Below are 15,143 nucleotides of genomic sequence, written 5' to 3'. Positions count from 1 at the left end.
CAAGGACCTGGAAATATGACCGAAAAACTTGTCATCATCGGCAATGGCATGGCGCCCGGGCGCATGCTGGAGCACCTCTTCGAGCAGGCGCCGGGTCGCTATGAAGTTACGATCTTCAATGCCGAGCCGCGCGTTAATTACGACCGCATCATGCTGTCGCCGGTTCTCTCAGGAGAAAAGGACTACGAACAGATCATCATTCACGGCGACGGCTGGTATATCAAGCATGGCATCATGCTCTACAAGGGCCACAAGATCGTCAACATCGATCGCGCCGCCAAGACCGTCACCTCCGACCACGGCGTCACCGAAAGCTACGACAAGCTGGTGATCGCAACCGGTTCCGTGCCTTTCATCATTCCCGTTCCCGGCAAGGATCTGCCCGGCGTCATCACCTATCGCGATCTCGATGACGTGCAGGCGATGCTGCTTGCCGCTCAATCGCGCGAAAAGGCTGTCGTCATCGGCGGCGGTCTGCTTGGCCTTGAAGCGGCAGCCGGCCTTGCCCAGCGCGGCATGGACGTCACCGTATTGCACGTCATGCCGACGCTGATGGAACGCCAGCTCGACCCCGCCGCCGGCTACCTGCTGCAGAAGGCGGTCGAGGAACGCGGCATCAAGGTCATCTGCAAGGCCAATACCAAGGCGATCGTCGGCAACGGCAAGGTCGAGGGCATCGAGCTTGACGACGGCCGCATCATCCCGGCAACGCTGGTCGTCATGGCCGTCGGCATTCGCCCGAGTGTCGGCCTGGCGAAGGACGCCGGCATTGCAGTCAATCGCGGCATCGTCGTCGATGCCGGCATGCAGACCTCGGATGGCGACATTCTCGCGCTCGGCGAATGTGCCGAGGTCGGCGGCATGGTCTATGGCCTTGTTGCGCCACTCTATGAAATGGCCCGCATCGCCGCCGCGCATCTCTCCGGCGATCGCTCGCCCGCCTTTGTTCACGCGGATACGCCGACCAAGCTCAAGGTCACCGGCATCGAGCTTTATTCACTCGGCGACTTCGCCGACGGCGACGACCGCGAGGAGATCGTGCTGCGCGATGCCAGCGCCGGCGTCTACAAGCGCCTGGTGCTGAAGGACAACAAGATCATCGGCACCGTGCTTTACGGTGAGACCGCTGATGGTGCCTGGTTCAATGACCTGAAGAAGAAGGCAACCGATATTTCGGAGATGCGCGAGACGCTGATCTTCGGACAGGCCTATCAGGGAGGGTCGCCGCTGGACCCTATGGCGGCCGTTGCAGCCTTGCCGGATGACGCGGAGATCTGTGGCTGCAACGGCGTATGCAAGGGCAAAATCACCTCGACGATTTCGGGCAAAGGGCTGACGTCGCTCGACGACGTGCGCGCCCATACCAAGGCATCCGCCTCGTGCGGCTCCTGCACCGGCCTCGTCGAACAACTCATGGCACTGACGCTCGGCGACAGCTACAACCCGGCTGCGGTCCAGCCGATGTGCACCTGCACCGAACTCGGCCATGACGATGTCCGCCGCTTGATCAAGGCGAAGGGTCTGAAGAGCATCCCTGCCGTCATGCAGGAGCTCGAATGGAAGACTTCCTGCGGCTGCGCCAAATGTCGGCCGGCGCTCAACTACTACCTGGTCTGCGATTGGCCCGACGAATATGCCGACGACTACCAGTCGCGTTTCATCAATGAGCGCGTGCACGCCAACATCCAGAAGGACGGCACCTACTCCGTCGTTCCGCGGATGTGGGGCGGCGTCACCAATGCGAACGAGCTGCGCGCCATCGCCGATGTCGTCGACAAATTCGAGATTCCGATGGTGAAGGTCACCGGCGGCCAGCGCATCGATCTGCTCGGCATCGAGAAGGAAGACCTGCCCGCCGTCTGGGCCGATCTCGGCAAGGCCGGCTTCGTCTCCGGCCAAGCCTATGCCAAGGGTCTGCGCACGGTGAAGACCTGCGTCGGCTCTGATTGGTGTCGCTTCGGCACGCAGGATTCCACCGGTCTCGGCATCCGCATCGAGAGGTTCATGTGGGGCTCCTGGACGCCGGCCAAACTGAAGATGGCCGTGTCCGGCTGCCCGCGCAACTGCGCGGAAGCAACCTGCAAGGACATCGGCGTGATCTGCGTGGATTCCGGTTTCGAGATCCATTTCGCTGGTGCAGCCGGGCTCGACATCAAGGGCACGGAGGTCCTTGGGCTTGTCCGGACCGAGGACGAGGCGCTGGAGCATATCGTGGCACTGACGCAGATGTACCGCGAGCAGGCCCGCTATCTCGAGCGGATCTACAAGTGGGCCAAGCGCGTCGGCCTGGAGGAAATCCGCCGCCAGATCATGGGCGATGCCGAAAAGCGCAAAGCCTATTACGAACGCTTCGTCTTCAGCCAAAAATTTGCCCAGGTCGATCCCTGGTCGGAGCGTGTCTCCGGCAAGGACAAGCACGAGTTCAAGCCGATGGCGACGATCGGCTATCCGCAGGCTGCAGAGTAAGGAGATGGATATGAACTGGATCGCAATCGGTGACATCTCCGATATCCCGCTACGCGGTGCGCGCTGCGTGAAGACGCCGCAGGGCAAGATTGCCGTCTTCCGCACGGCCGAAAACGAGGTCTTCGCCATCGAGGATCACTGCCCGCACAAGGGCGGCCCGCTCTCCCAGGGCATCGTCCACGCCAAGTCAGTCACCTGCCCGCTGCACAACTGGGTGATCTCGCTGGAAACAGGCAGGGCGCTCGGCGCCGACGAAGGCGAGGTCCGGACGATACCGGTGCTGAACGAAGACGGCCGGCTATTCATCGCCTTGGAAAGCCTGATGATGGCGGCGGAATAGATGGCGGCTGAGGTCAAAACCACCTGTCCCTATTGCGGCGTCGGCTGCGGCGTTCTCGCCACGATCGACGAGGCAGGCGCAGTCAGCGTCAAAGGAGATCCCGAGCATCCGGCGAATTTCGGCCGGCTCTGCTCGAAGGGTTCTGCCCTTGCCGAAACCATCGACCTCGATGGCCGGCTTCTCTACCCCGAGATCGCAGGCGAACGGAGCGACTGGGACGAGGCGCTTGATCTGGTCGCCCGGCGTTTTTCTGAAACGATCGCCGAACACGGGCCTGACGCGGTTGCCTTCTACGTCTCGGGCCAGTTGCTGACCGAGGATTACTACGTTGCCAACAAGCTGATGAAGGGCTTCATCGGTTCCGGCAATATCGACACCAATTCAAGGCTCTGCATGTCCTCTTCCGTGGCGGGGCATCGCCGCGCCTTCGGCGCCGATACGGTGCCTGGGACCTATGAGGATATCGAGCTTGCGGATCTGGTGATCCTGACCGGCTCCAATCTTGCCTGGTGTCATCCCGTCATCTACCAGCGGCTTGCCGCCGCAAAGACGGCGCGGCCAAACATGCGGATCGTCGTCATCGATCCGCGCCGGACGATGACCTGCGATATTGCCGACCTGCATCTCGCCATCCGTCCGGACGGCGACGTCGCGCTGTTCATGGGACTGCTTGCCCATCTCGCGACCAGTCCGGCAATCGACCAGAATTATATCGCCGCCCATACCGAAGGTTTCGCCGAAGCTTTTGCGGCGGCGGCAGCGCTTGATATCAACGATCTCCTGGAGCGGACCGGCCTGCCGGCCATGCAGATCAGGGAGTTCTTCCGCCTGTTCGAGACGACGCCGAAGGTCGTGACCTGCTACAGCCAGGGTGTCAACCAATCCTCCTCCGGCACCGACAAGGTCAATGCAATCCTCAACTGCCACCTGGCGACCGGTCGCATTGGCCGTCCCGGCATGGGACCGTTCTCGCTGACCGGCCAGCCCAACGCCATGGGCGGGCGCGAGGTCGGCGGTCTCGCCAATATGCTTGCCGCCCATATGGCGATCGAGAATGCCGACGATCGGGATCGCGTGCAGCGCTTCTGGAACTCGCCCGTCATCGCCGCAAAGCCCGGCCTGAAGGCAGTCGACATGTTCCGCGCCGTGGCCGACGGGCGCATCAAGGCGCTCTGGATCATGGCGACCAATCCCGTCGTCTCGATGCCGGATGCCGACAGCGTCGAAAGCGCGATCGCCGCCTGTCCCTTCGTCGTCGTGTCGGACATCCTCAAAGAGACGGACACGACCCGGCACGCAGATGTGCTTCTGCCCTCGCTCGGCTGGGGCGAGAAGGATGGCACCGTCACCAATTCCGAACGGCGCATTTCAAGGCAACGGCCGTTTCTCGACATTCCCGGCGATGCGAGGGCGGACTGGTGGCAGCTTGCAGAGGTCGGACGCCGCATGGGATTTGCTGGCGCCTTCGATTTTGATGCGCCGGACGCAATCTTTGCGGAGCATGCCGCGCTTTCGGCCTTCGAAAATAACGGCAGCCGCGATTTCGACATCGGCGCGCGCGCCGGCATGAGCGGCGGCGCCTATGAGGAGCTGTCGCCCTTTCAGTGGCCGCACGCCGCAGGGACCGCACCCAGCGTCACCCGCTTCTTTGCCGAGGGCGGTTTCTTCCATCCCGATGGCAAGGCGCGCTTCGTCGCGGTCAAACCGCCCGCAACCGATCGCACCAATGCCGAGTACCCCTTCACGCTGAATACCGGGCGCATCCGCGACCAGTGGCACACGATGACGCGAACCGGAAAAAGCGCGCGGCTTTCTGCCCATATCGCCGAACCTTTTGCGGAAATCCATCCGCGCGACGCGATCGAGACCGGTATATCAAGCGCGGGCCTCGTCGAAATCGACAGCCCACACGGCAAGGCAATCGTCAGGGCGCTGGTCACCGATCGCCAGGCACGCGGCGGCATCTTTGCGCCGATGCACTGGAACGACCAGTTCGCCGCAAGAGCGCGGATCGACGCTGTGGTCGCACCGATCACCGATCCTGTTTCCGGTCAGCCGGCATCGAAGAACGTTGCCGTCGCCGTCCGGCCGTTTCGCGCCACCCATTACGGTTTCGCCGTCTCCGCCACAAAACCCGCCACGCCTGACGCCGCCTATTGGGCACTGGCAAAAGCCGCCGGCGGCTGGCGGCTGGAGCTTGCTTTCAGCGAAAACGTCGAAGACTGGACGGCCTGGTGCCGCGCGGTTTTCGCCATTCCGGCAGAGATCGAACCGCTTGGTTATGCCGACCGGCAATCCGGCGACCTGAGGCTCGCCTTCTTCGATGGCGAGGTCTTGCTTGCCGCGCTGTTTCTCGCCCGCGAGCCCGTCGCCGTCGCACGCAATTGGGCGATCTCGCAGCTTTCAGCCTCGCATGGCGACCTCAGGAAACGCTTTGCGCTCGTTGCAGGCCGTCCCGGCGCCGGCAGGCCGGATCCGGGCGCAACCGTCTGCTCCTGCTTCAGTGTCGGGGTCAACCAGATCGCTGCTGCCGTGCGCGGCGGATGTCACGGCGTCGAGGCGGTCGGCAAGGAAACGAGCGCTGGAACCAATTGCGGCTCCTGCCGCAGCGAAATCGGCAGGATCATCGATCGCTGTCTTGCCGCAGCCGCGGAGTGAACCGTACAAAAGCAAGCAGGACGCAGCCGGAGCATTGTCAGGCCCTGTTCGGGACGATCAGCATCCTGTGTTCGGCCGCGATGCGGACCGAGACCTCGTCATAGGATGAGAGAGTCGGGTGCGGCGTCTCCATCTTGTGGTGATGTGTTGCCGTGATGACCATGACATCGGCACCCGCCGCCTCGCCGGCGGTGATGCCGGCTGCGACATCCTCGAACACCAGGCAATCCTGCGTGCTGACGCCGAGGCGTTCGGCTCCGAGAATATAACATTGCGGGTCGGGTTTTCCGACCTTGACGTCCTCAGCCGTCACCATAAATCTCGGCACCGGCAAGCCTGCTGCCTCCAGTCGCCGGTGAGCAAGGCGCAACGGCGAGGAGGTGACGATCGCCCAGCGATCCGGGGGCAATGAACTCAGAAAGGTCGCGGCGCCGGGAATGGCAACGACATCGCTGACATCGGCGATTTCAGCCTCGGTCACCAGTCTTGATTCATGTTCGGGATCAACGCCGGGCAGGTTCAGCCGGGTGATCGTGTCAATGCCGCGCGATCCATGCATCTTCGGCAAAAACGTGGCGACATCGAGCCCATGGCGCCTTGCCCAGTCACTCCATGCACGCTCGGCCGCATGGATTGAATTGAGGATGGTGCCGTCCATATCGAACAGGAAGGCGGCATACGGCTTCTCAAAGCCGCGGGGCATCGGCATAGACAAAAGGCTGAATCCTTCAGGGAAAGAGTCGAACGGTGGTCGCTGTCTCGATGAAACGGCAAATCATGGCGTTTTGCAAGCTTTCGGGAGGATGGCGGTGACGCCTTCGAACCGCCTTCGCCTAGAAGGCCGCCGTACCCGAGGTGACGATCAAGTCGCAGGAAAGCCGGAGGCCAATCGGGTCGTGGCAGAGGTCATTGGCACCATCGGCTCCAGTGCGGCCGAAGCATCGGCGCGCAGGTAGGCTTGCGTAGCCGGATCGACGCGCATCGGCGCGGCGGTCCAGAGCGAGGGACGGCTGACGTCGATCGCGGAAATTTTAGCCCTGTCATTCCTGACGGCGTAGGAGGCGACCGCCATGCCACTCATCGTCAAGGTGAGCACAAGTGCGATCTGGAGACCAAGATCTGCGGCTTCGCGAATGGAGATGAACATAGCGGCCTCATGCCACGGTTTTTTTAGTATCTCCGCATGCAAGTAGGACATGCGCCGGCGCCGATCCAGCGCCATCGCCCGTTAAGGTTTACGCATAACCATGCCGGGTACGCAGCGAGGCTTGAATGCAGGTTTTCGGCAAATTTCGGAACAATGATTCCATCAGCCGGTTACGCCTGGGTCATCCAAGATGAAAATCCAAGGAGGATATCCCATGTCTAAGTCCCTTATCGCCGCTTCGCTGCTTGCGATCGGCATGGCATCGTCAGCCTTTGCCCAGTCGAACCCCGATCCAATCGGGCCGACAAATGGCGGCTCGACTGATCCGAATTCGGGTACCTATTCATCCGACTACACCAACGATGACAACGGCATTCGTCCGGTACCCGTCTCGCCGGTCGATCCGACGACGACACAGAGCATCGGCCAGCCGAGGACGATGGAATGCCCCGGCATGCCGCAACAGATGTCCGGCGTCGACACGCGCGGTGGCCAGAGCGGCGCATCGATCAGCGAAGCCTGCCGCGAATACGACAACTAACCGACAGACTGCTGCTCTCAGAAAAGGCCGGTTCACGCCGGCCTTTTTGATATCCCGAAGGCCATGAAAAGCTTTTTCCGCCGGATGAAACTTTTGATCCGCGCGCTCCGTACATCCGTAGCAGGTTGAAAAGAACACCAACGGAACGGCTTCATTGGCAAAGGACATCGCAAACCCTGTTATCCTCTGGTTTCGCAAGGACTTGCGCCTTGACGACAACCGGGCTCTCGATGCCGCCCATCGCTCCGGGCGTCCTATCATCCCCCTCTATATAAGCGAGCCGGAGGCAGCAGGCACCGGTCCGCTGGGCGCTGCGCAGGCCTGGTGGCTGCATCATTCGCTGGAAGCGCTCGACAGATCGCTGCGCAAGCGGAGAAGTCGGCTGGTGCTGGCAAGCGGCGAGGCGTTCGAAGTGCTCCGCGCCTTCATCAGGGAGAGCGGGGCCGAAGCCGTCTTTTGGAACCGGCGCTACGATCCAGCCGGCATCTCCATCGACGACCGTATCAAGCACGAATTGGAAAAGCAGGCGATCGAGGCAAGAAGCTTTGGGGGCCAGTTGCTGCACGACCCTTCCCGGCTGGTGACCGGCAACGGCACGCCCTATCGCGTCTACACGCCGTTCTGGCGCGCGCTGGAGGGCGGCGGCGAACCGGAGCCGCCGCTGGAGGCGCCGGCAAAACTGCGGCTTGCGTCGCAATTTCCGAAATCAGAAGCGCTGGAGAGCTGGAAGCTGCTCCCGACGAAACCGGACTGGGCGGGCGATTTTACCGATCTCTGGACTCCCGGCGAAGAGGGCGCGCATGAGAAGCTGCGTGCCTTCATCGAAGACGCGCTCGACGGCTACAAGGAAAACCGAGACTATCCTGCGAGACGCGCGACGTCGATGCTGTCGCCACACCTGGCGTTCGGCGAGATCTCCCCTGCCCGCATCTGGGATGCCACACGCGGCCTGTCGAAACGGGTGGCAGTGGCCGATGTCGTGCATTTTCGCAAGGAGATCGCCTGGCGCGAATTCTCCTATCACCTGCTTTTCCACTTCCCGCGTCTTGCATCGAACAACTGGAACGAGCGTTTCGACGGCTTCGAATGGCGCAACGACGACGACGATTTCAAGGCGTGGCACCGCGGCATGACCGGCTATCCGATCATTGATGCCGGCATGCGCCAGCTCTGGCGCCATGGCTGGATGCACAATCGCGTACGCATGATCGTCGCCTCCTTCCTCATCAAGGATCTGATGATCGACTGGCGCCGGGGCGAAGCTTGGTTCCGGGATACGCTTGTCGATGCCGATCCCGCCAACAATGCGGCAAGCTGGCAATGGGTGGCGGGCTCGGGAGCCGATGCCTCGCCGTTTTTCCGCATCTTCAATCCGGTGTTGCAGGGCGAAAAGTTCGATCCCGACGGCAACTATGTCAGGACCTATGTGCCGGAGCTTCGAGAGCTCGGGGCAAAATACATCCACCGGCCGTTCGAGGCGCCGAGGAGCATGCTCGACGAGGCCGGCATCGCGCTTGGCCAGACCTATCCGAAACCGATCGTCGATCACGCACTCGCCCGCAACCGGGCGCTCGCCGCCTACAATGCCACGAGGGATGCCGCATGAACGCGCACTTCCGTCCAGCTCCACGCCGGCTGAAGATCGCCGTCATCGGCTCCGGCATCTCGGGCGCCTCCGCGACCTGGGCGCTGTGTCAGGTGCACGACGTCACGCTTTATGAAAGCCAAGCACGGGCCGGAGGCCATACGGCGACGGTCGACGCCGATTACGACGGGGTTCAAATTGCGGTCGATACCGGCTTCATCGTCTATAACGAACAGAATTACCCCAACCTGACGGCGCTGTTTGCCGAACTGGGCATCGCGACACATGCAAGCGATATGAGCTTTTCGCTCTCTCTGGATCGCGGCAGGCTGGAATGGAGCGGCGGCGGGCTGTCCTCGATCTTTGCGCAAAAGCGCAACCTGCTGCGGCCATCGTTTCTATGGATGATCCGCGAGATCCTGCGCTTCAACCGCAGATGCCTCGAAGATCGCGCCGCCGGCCATCTCGCCTCGCGCTCGATCGGCGATTATCTCGACTGGCGTGGCTTCTCGCCCGGATTCACCAACAACTATCTCGTGCCGATGGCGGCGGCGATCTGGTCGACACCATCAACCCGCATGCTGCAGTTTCCCGCCGAGCATTTCGTCAATTTCTTCGACAATCACCGGCTGATCTATCGCCGGCAGCACCAGTGGCGCACAGTGACCGGCGGCAGCCGCACCTATCTCGACCGGCTGCTGCGGCCGCTCGGCGAACGCGTGAAACTTTCCTGCGGCGTGCGCAGCGTCGTCCGCTCCGACCGCGGCGTCACGATCATCGACGAGACGGGGATCGAACACCCGTTCGATAAGGTGATTTTCGCCTGCCACAGCGATCAGACAGCCCGCCTGCTCGCCGATGCCACCGATCGGGAAAGCAGGCTGCTCGCCGCCATCCCCTATCAGCCGAACCGCGTCGTCCTGCACCGCGACCAATCGCTGATGCCGCAGCGGCGCAAGGTTTGGGCCTCATGGAACTATCTCCGTTCAAGCCGTGAAGATGGAAAGGCCGACGTAGCCGTGACCTACTGGATGAACCGGCTGCAGGGCATCGACGATAAATTCCCGCTATTCGTGACCCTCAATCCCGACCGCGAGCCGGACCCCCATAAAGTGTTTGCCGAGTTCACCTATGAACATCCGCAATTCTCGGCGGACGCCATGGCCGCACAGCAGGCGCTCGCCGTCATTCAGGGAGAGAACCATTGCCATTTCGCAGGTGCCTGGACGGGATACGGTTTCCATGAAGATGGCCTCGTTTCCGGTCTGGCGGCGGCAGAAGCCTTGGGCGGGATCATACCCTGGCGGACTGCCCGAACCTCGGAACCTCAACCGGACGTGGCGGCATGACAAGGCGCGGCGAAAAACTTGGCATGAACGCAGTAGCCAATGGTGTCCCACCGGATGCCGCCGCCGCGCTCTATGTCGGCGAGATCATGCATCAACGGATGAAACCGTTCGGCCATCGCTTCCGCTACCGCGTCTTTTCGCTGCTTGTCGATCTCGACAGACTGGACGAGGCCGGCGGGTTATCGGTGCTGTTTTCCGTCAATGGGCCCAATCTCATCTCGTTTCACGAGAGGGACCATGCCGATACCAGAGACACATCACTGCGTGCCTATGCCGACCGGCTGCTCGCCAAGGCGGGGCTCGACCGCGCGGACAGGATCCTGCTCGTCTGTTATCCCCGAATTCTCGGCTATGTCTTCAATCCGCTTTCAGTCTATCACGCCTATGATGCCGGTGGCGCAGTCGTCGCGATGATCTACGAGGTGCGCAATACTTTCGGCGAGCGGCACAGCTATGTCTGTCCGGTCGGCTGTGGCGAGATGTCGGAAAGCGGGCTTCGCCAGAGCTGCGACAAGCTCTTCCACGTCTCACCCTTCATCGGCATGGCGGCGCGCTATCATTTCCGCATGCTGCCGCCCGGCGCCGAAATCCGCTGGCGCATCCTGGAGAACGACTGCGAAGGCCCGCTTCTCTCGGCGACATTTTCCGGACGACAGGTGCCGTTGACCAGCGCCTTGCTGCTGGGGTTGACGGCGCGCATCCCCTTCCTCACCTTCAAGATCATCGCCGGCATCCATTGGGAAGCGTTGAAGTTGTGGCTGAAGGGGGCGCGCTACGTCCGGCGTCCTGCGCCCCCGCCTGAAGTCAGCGTCCGCCAGCCTCGCCCGCTTGCGGAAGCGGCGGAATGACATTAGCGTTCGATGCAATGGCCGGGGGGCGGCCGCGCGTATCATTAAGGGTGCTTCGTCCCTAACCGGCAGGAAAATGCTGGAGGAGGAGAAATGAGCAAGGCGCAGGACTGGAATCTGCTGGCTCGTGATGCAGTGACGCTGACGGCCGAAAACATGTCCCGCATGGTGAAGGGTCTGCCCTTCAAAGCAAAGCTGGCGCTGCGCGGACTTCTGCACATGCAGCACGGTTCGCTTGCCGTTACCCTTCCCGACGGCCGCAGGCTGCTGGTCGAGGGCAAGAAGGCCGGGCCAAAGGCGGCGCTCAGCCTCCACAACTGGAACCTTGCCTATCGGGCGCTGACGAGCGGCACGATCGGGGTCGCCGAAACCTATATGGACGGCGATTGGGACAGCCCTGATATCGCCGCCTTCCTCGAACTCTTCCTCGTCAATGGCGAGGCCGCGTTCAGCTATGCGCATGGCAAGGGCGGTCTTGGCCGCCTCTTCGAGCGCGTCCGCCATTGGATGAACACCAATACCAAAACGGGCTCGAAGCGCAACATTTCCGCCCATTACGATCTCGGCAACGATTTCTACAGGGAATGGCTCGATCCGAGCATGACCTATTCCTCAGCACTCTATTCCACCGGCGCCAACGATCTGCAATCGGCCCAGAACGCCAAATACCGGGCGCTTGCCGAGGCGACCGGCATCGGGCCCGGCGACCATGTGCTGGAGATCGGCTGTGGCTGGGGCGGTTTTGCCGAATTTGCCGCAAGCGAGCTGAAGTGCAAGGTGACAGGGCTGACGATCAGCCGCGAGCAGCTTGCCTTTGCCGAGGAGCGCATCCACAAGGCCGGCCTTGATGACCGCGTGGAATTCCGCTTCCAGGATTACCGCGATGAAGCAGGGCTCTACGACCGGATCGTTTCGATCGAGATGTTCGAAGCGGTCGGCGAAAAATACTGGCCGTCCTATTTCTCCAAGCTCAGGCAATGTCTAAAGCCGGGCGGCAAGGCTGGCCTTCAGATCATCACCATCCGGCCGGAATCCTTCGACCAGTATCGCAGCAACCCTGACTTCATCCAGAAATATGTCTTTCCAGGCGGCATGCTGCCGACGCGCAACCATCTGGCCGAACTCGCCGGCAAGGTCGATCTGTCGCTGGTCAAGGACTTCGGCTTCGGGCTCGACTACGCCCGCACGCTTGCCGAATGGCGCGAGCGTTTCTGGTCGGTCTGGGAGCGCATTCGCCCGATGGGCTTCGACGAGCGCTTCAAACGGCTCTGGGAATTCTATCTGTTCTATTGCGAGGCCGGCTTCCGCGCTCGCAATATCGATGTCCGTCAGGTCGTGTTTTCGCGTCGTTGATCATTCCGCCGCATGCGGCGTCACCGGATGGTGACCAGGCAATGGCGGTCGCTCCCGCCAGCCGGTCACGCGGTTCACCAGCGTGAAATAAGCGCCATAAGGGAGCAGACGCGCGAGCTTCAGCATGGTGGTGAAGCGCTTCGGGAAAGTGATCTCGAAGGCCTGCGATTTCAATCCGGCAGCAATCTCCCGGGCGGCTTCCTCGACCGATACCAGGGCCGGCATCGGAAAGGCATTTTTCCTCGTCGCCGGCGTATCGACGAAGCCCGGGCTGACGAGCTGGATGCGGATGCCCATCTTGTCGAGATCGAATTTCAGGCTTTCGGCCATATTGATCAGCGCCGCTTTGGTGGCGCCATAGGCAGCTCCTGTCGGCAAGCCGCCATAGCCGGTGACGGAGGAAACGATGGCGATCTGTCCCTGCCCTTTCGCCTTCATATGGCGGATCGCGGGCAACAGACAGTTGACGACGCCGGAGAGATTGACGGCAAAGCTCTTTTCGAAATCGCTGCGGTTCAGGTCCTCGGCGTGGACCGGCAGATAGACGCCGGCATTGAGGATCGCCATGGCGAGCGTCCCGTGCTCATATTCGATGGAGGCCATGACATGTTCCATATCCTCGGCATCGGTGACGTCGCCGTCGAGAACGACAATGCTGCCGGAAAGGCCGCGGGCTTCGGTCTGCAGCTCCACCAGCTTTTCGTGACTTCTGGCGGTGACGGCGACCTTGTATCCTTCGGCGGCGAGCTTTAACGCAAGCGCCCGGCCAATGCCTGAACTCGCGCCTGAAATCCAGACGATTCCATGTTCGGGATGGGCAATGAAATCACGCATGACATGTTCCTCCGGGCCGCCTGATTAACACGAAAACAGGTCCGGAAGTTTCTCTGCTCCTCCCGGATTTAGGGCTCTATCACACCATTGTGGCTGCTTTCAGCCGATCAGGTCGCCGATCATCTGACGAAAGGATCCGGTGAGCTTGACCGGCCCGTCCGAAACGGCAAAGGCGATGCAAGGCCTGTCCTTTTCGGCGACCGGCCGGTGGTCGACCGTCTCGTCGGCAATGGAGATGTCGCCGGGACCGAAACGGCCGCGTTCATCGTTGAAGGCGCCGTCGAGGATGAGGATCAGTTCCATGCCTTTATGGGTGTGCGCCGGCAAGGCGCGGCCCGGCCGGATCCACATCAGGCTGACCTCGCAGCCGTCCATGTCGAGCGAATATTCCCTGAAACCGGGCAATCGCCGGCGCCAGGGCACATCCTCGGCCTCGAAGCCCAAGAGAGCACGCAACGCTTGAGGAAACAGCGAATTTTCCGGTCGCGTGGCCGACTGCGCCGCCGGGACGGGAGATGCAGAGGAAAAGATCGCCGCAAGCCGCCCGTCGCGATCGGCAATGGCGACTTCAGGCGCGTTTTCCAGAGCTTCGCCTGCCAGCAGCTCGAGGCTGTTTACCAGGCTGCGATTGTCCGGTTTCATTTCGAGATGAGACTGCACCAGCACACGCGCCGGCTCAGGCAAGGAGCCGGCGACATAATGCGCCATCAATGCATCGATCGTGTCGATCTGCTCGTGAACCATCTCGGTTTCGGTCACGCCCTGTTGCCGCGCTCCGTTTTCGCTTTGTCGTCATCCGTACGGGGAAAGTCAATCTTCGGATCACCCCGCACACGGCGGGATTGCGGGGCCATAGTCATTTTGGGGAGGAAAGCCAAATTTTATCGCGTCCGACAGAGGTGTGGAATAGCTTTTCTTGCCAACTCAGCCTTGTGAAGGGAAAAGACCGTTCTTAAAGTAAGAGTTCGAATAGAGGCAGATTCCATGACCTTCCACCCCTCCGTCCTTGAAGCCATCGGCAACACGCCCCTGATCAAACTCAAGGGCGCCTCAGAGGTGACCGGCTGCACCATTCTCGGCAAGGCGGAGTTCCTGAACCCCGGCCAGTCGGTGAAGGATCGCGCCGCGCTCTACATCATCCGCGACGCAGAGCGGAAGGGATTGCTTCGTCCAGGCGGCGTCATCGTCGAGGGTACAGCCGGCAATACCGGCATCGGGCTGACGCTGGTCGCCAAGGCGCTCGGTTATCGCACCGTCATCGTCATCCCGGAAACGCAGAGCCAGGAAAAGAAAGACGCGCTAAAGCTGCTTGGCGCCGAACTCGTCGAAGTGCCCGCCGTTGCCTACAAGAACCCGAACAACTACGTGAAGGTGTCCGGGCGGCTCGCAGAGCAGCTGGCGAAGACCGAGCCGAACGGGGCGATCTGGGCAAACCAGTTCGACAACGTCGCCAACCGGCAGGCGCACATCGAAACGACCGCCAAGGAAATCTGGAAAGACACCGACGGTAAGGTCGACGGCTTCATCTGCTCGGTCGGCTCCGGCGGCACGCTGGCAGGCGTGGCTACCGGCCTCAAGGCTTTCAAATCTGACGTCAAGATCGGCATCGCCGATCCCGATGGCGCCGCTCTCTATGAATTCTACCAGAACGGCGCGCTGAAATCCGAGGGATCCTCGATCACCGAGGGCATTGGCCAGGGCCGCATCACCGCCAATCTCGAGGGTTTCACGCCTGACTATGCTTATCGGATCTCGGATGCCGAAGCGCTTCCCTATCTCTTCGACCTCGTCGAGAACGAGGGCCTCTGCCTTGGCGGCTCGACAGCGATCAACATTGCCGGCGCGGTCAATCTCGCCCGGGATCTTGGACCTGGTCACACGGTGGTGACGATCCTCTGCGATTACGGCAACCGCTATCAGTCGAAGCTCTTCAATCCGGATTTCCTCACCTCGAAGGGGCTGCCCGTTCCGGGCTGGATGGCCAAGTCGCCCGATATCCACGTTCCCTACGAACCCGTGTGA

Annotated in this window: 12 protein-coding genes and 1 pseudogene; 9 read left to right on the top strand and 4 right to left on the bottom strand. The window is 61.7% G+C overall.

The genetic code is table 11. The features are described from left to right. Nucleotides 1-15: 15 nt before the first annotated feature. The 3 genes from nirB to AB8B31_RS08330 are packed head-to-tail and all read left to right on the top strand — an operon-like array spanning nucleotide 16 to nucleotide 5,464. Complete coding sequence (gene nirB / locus AB8B31_RS08340; protein WP_003558768.1) at nucleotides 16-2,466, top strand: nitrite reductase large subunit NirB; 2,451 nt, start codon at nucleotides 16-18, stop codon at nucleotides 2,464-2,466. Between the two features lie 4 nt (nucleotides 2,467-2,470). Further along, complete coding sequence (gene nirD / locus AB8B31_RS08335; RefSeq protein WP_018241748.1) at nucleotides 2,471-2,806, top strand: nitrite reductase small subunit NirD; 336 nt, start codon at nucleotides 2,471-2,473, stop codon at nucleotides 2,804-2,806. Then, on the top strand, nucleotides 2,807-5,464 hold the full coding sequence (locus tag AB8B31_RS08330) for a nitrate reductase (protein WP_018241747.1): 2,658 nt from the start codon (nucleotides 2,807-2,809) through the stop codon (nucleotides 5,462-5,464). A gap of 37 nt (nucleotides 5,465-5,501) precedes the next feature. Here AB8B31_RS08330 and AB8B31_RS08325 read toward each other — a convergent pair whose 3' ends face one another. Further along, nucleotides 5,502-6,179 carry an HAD family hydrolase gene (locus tag AB8B31_RS08325; protein ID WP_018241746.1) on the bottom strand — a complete coding sequence of 226 codons (678 nt, stop codon included), beginning with the start codon at nucleotides 6,177-6,179 and terminating at the stop codon, nucleotides 5,502-5,504. Between the two features lie 118 nt (nucleotides 6,180-6,297). Next, a pseudogene (locus tag AB8B31_RS08320) lies at nucleotides 6,298-6,611 on the bottom strand (hypothetical protein). Nucleotides 6,612-6,825: 214 nt separating this feature from the next. Between AB8B31_RS08320 and AB8B31_RS08315 the strand changes: the two are divergent. The 5 genes from AB8B31_RS08315 (at nucleotide 6,826) to AB8B31_RS08295 (ending at nucleotide 12,287) form a co-directional block, all read left to right on the top strand. After that, complete coding sequence (locus tag AB8B31_RS08315; RefSeq protein WP_018241745.1) at nucleotides 6,826-7,152, top strand: hypothetical protein; 327 nt, start codon at nucleotides 6,826-6,828, stop codon at nucleotides 7,150-7,152. A 154-nt stretch (nucleotides 7,153-7,306) separates the two neighbouring features. After that, nucleotides 7,307-8,758, top strand: a complete 1,452-nt coding sequence (locus AB8B31_RS08310; RefSeq protein WP_018241744.1) for a cryptochrome/photolyase family protein — start codon at nucleotides 7,307-7,309, stop codon at nucleotides 8,756-8,758. Further along, nucleotides 8,755-10,086 (top strand): NAD(P)/FAD-dependent oxidoreductase, encoded by a 1,332-nt coding sequence (locus AB8B31_RS08305; protein ID WP_018241743.1) that lies wholly within the window; start codon nucleotides 8,755-8,757, stop codon nucleotides 10,084-10,086. The genes AB8B31_RS08310 and AB8B31_RS08305 overlap by 4 nt, the downstream gene beginning before the upstream one ends. Next, nucleotides 10,083-10,934, top strand: a complete 852-nt coding sequence (locus AB8B31_RS08300) for a DUF1365 domain-containing protein (RefSeq protein ID WP_018241742.1) — start codon at nucleotides 10,083-10,085, stop codon at nucleotides 10,932-10,934. The genes AB8B31_RS08305 and AB8B31_RS08300 overlap by 4 nt, the downstream gene beginning before the upstream one ends. Before the next feature lie 93 nt (nucleotides 10,935-11,027). Beyond that, nucleotides 11,028-12,287 (top strand): SAM-dependent methyltransferase, encoded by a 1,260-nt coding sequence (locus AB8B31_RS08295; protein ID WP_018241741.1) that lies wholly within the window; start codon nucleotides 11,028-11,030, stop codon nucleotides 12,285-12,287. Here the strand turns inward: AB8B31_RS08295 and AB8B31_RS08290 are convergent, their stop codons facing one another. Continuing rightward, a complete protein-coding gene (locus tag AB8B31_RS08290; RefSeq protein ID WP_018241740.1) occupies nucleotides 12,288-13,121 on the bottom strand; it encodes an SDR family NAD(P)-dependent oxidoreductase in 834 nt (277 codons plus the stop codon). It abuts the gene before it with no gap. Between the two features lie 99 nt (nucleotides 13,122-13,220). Further along, nucleotides 13,221-13,880, bottom strand: coding sequence for a ChrR family anti-sigma-E factor (locus AB8B31_RS08285; RefSeq protein WP_018241739.1), 660 nt, complete (start codon nucleotides 13,878-13,880; stop codon nucleotides 13,221-13,223). Nucleotides 13,881-14,105: 225 nt separating this feature from the next. Here AB8B31_RS08285 and AB8B31_RS08280 point away from each other — a divergent pair, with 225 nt between their 5' ends. Then, the gene (locus AB8B31_RS08280) at nucleotides 14,106-15,143 is read left to right on the top strand and encodes a cysteine synthase A (RefSeq protein ID WP_018241738.1); all 1,038 of its coding nucleotides are present in this window, start codon (nucleotides 14,106-14,108) and stop codon (nucleotides 15,141-15,143) included.

The sequence above is a fragment of the Rhizobium sp. 62_C5_N11_2 genome (assembly GCF_051811185.1).
GTDB classification, from domain to species: domain Bacteria; phylum Pseudomonadota; class Alphaproteobacteria; order Rhizobiales; family Rhizobiaceae; genus Rhizobium; species Rhizobium leguminosarum.
This window is presented reverse-complemented; position numbering and strand designations above follow the sequence as displayed.

Coding starts and splice junctions, on each gene's coding strand:
- AB8B31_RS08330 (WP_018241747.1), top strand. CDS start 2,807: ATGGCGGCTGAGGTCAAAACCACCTGTCCCTATTGCGGCGTCGGCTGC.
- nirD (WP_018241748.1), top strand. CDS start 2,471: ATGGATATGAACTGGATCGCAATCGGTGACATCTCCGATATCCCGCTA.
- nirB (WP_003558768.1), top strand. CDS start 16: ATGACCGAAAAACTTGTCATCATCGGCAATGGCATGGCGCCCGGGCGC.
- AB8B31_RS08305 (WP_018241743.1), top strand. CDS start 8,755: ATGAACGCGCACTTCCGTCCAGCTCCACGCCGGCTGAAGATCGCCGTC.
- AB8B31_RS08315 (WP_018241745.1), top strand. CDS start 6,826: ATGTCTAAGTCCCTTATCGCCGCTTCGCTGCTTGCGATCGGCATGGCA.
- AB8B31_RS08280 (WP_018241738.1), top strand. CDS start 14,106: ATGACCTTCCACCCCTCCGTCCTTGAAGCCATCGGCAACACGCCCCTG.
- AB8B31_RS08295 (WP_018241741.1), top strand. CDS start 11,028: ATGAGCAAGGCGCAGGACTGGAATCTGCTGGCTCGTGATGCAGTGACG.
- AB8B31_RS08300 (WP_018241742.1), top strand. CDS start 10,083: ATGACAAGGCGCGGCGAAAAACTTGGCATGAACGCAGTAGCCAATGGT.
- AB8B31_RS08290 (WP_018241740.1), bottom strand. CDS start 13,121: ATGCGTGATTTCATTGCCCATCCCGAACATGGAATCGTCTGGATTTCA.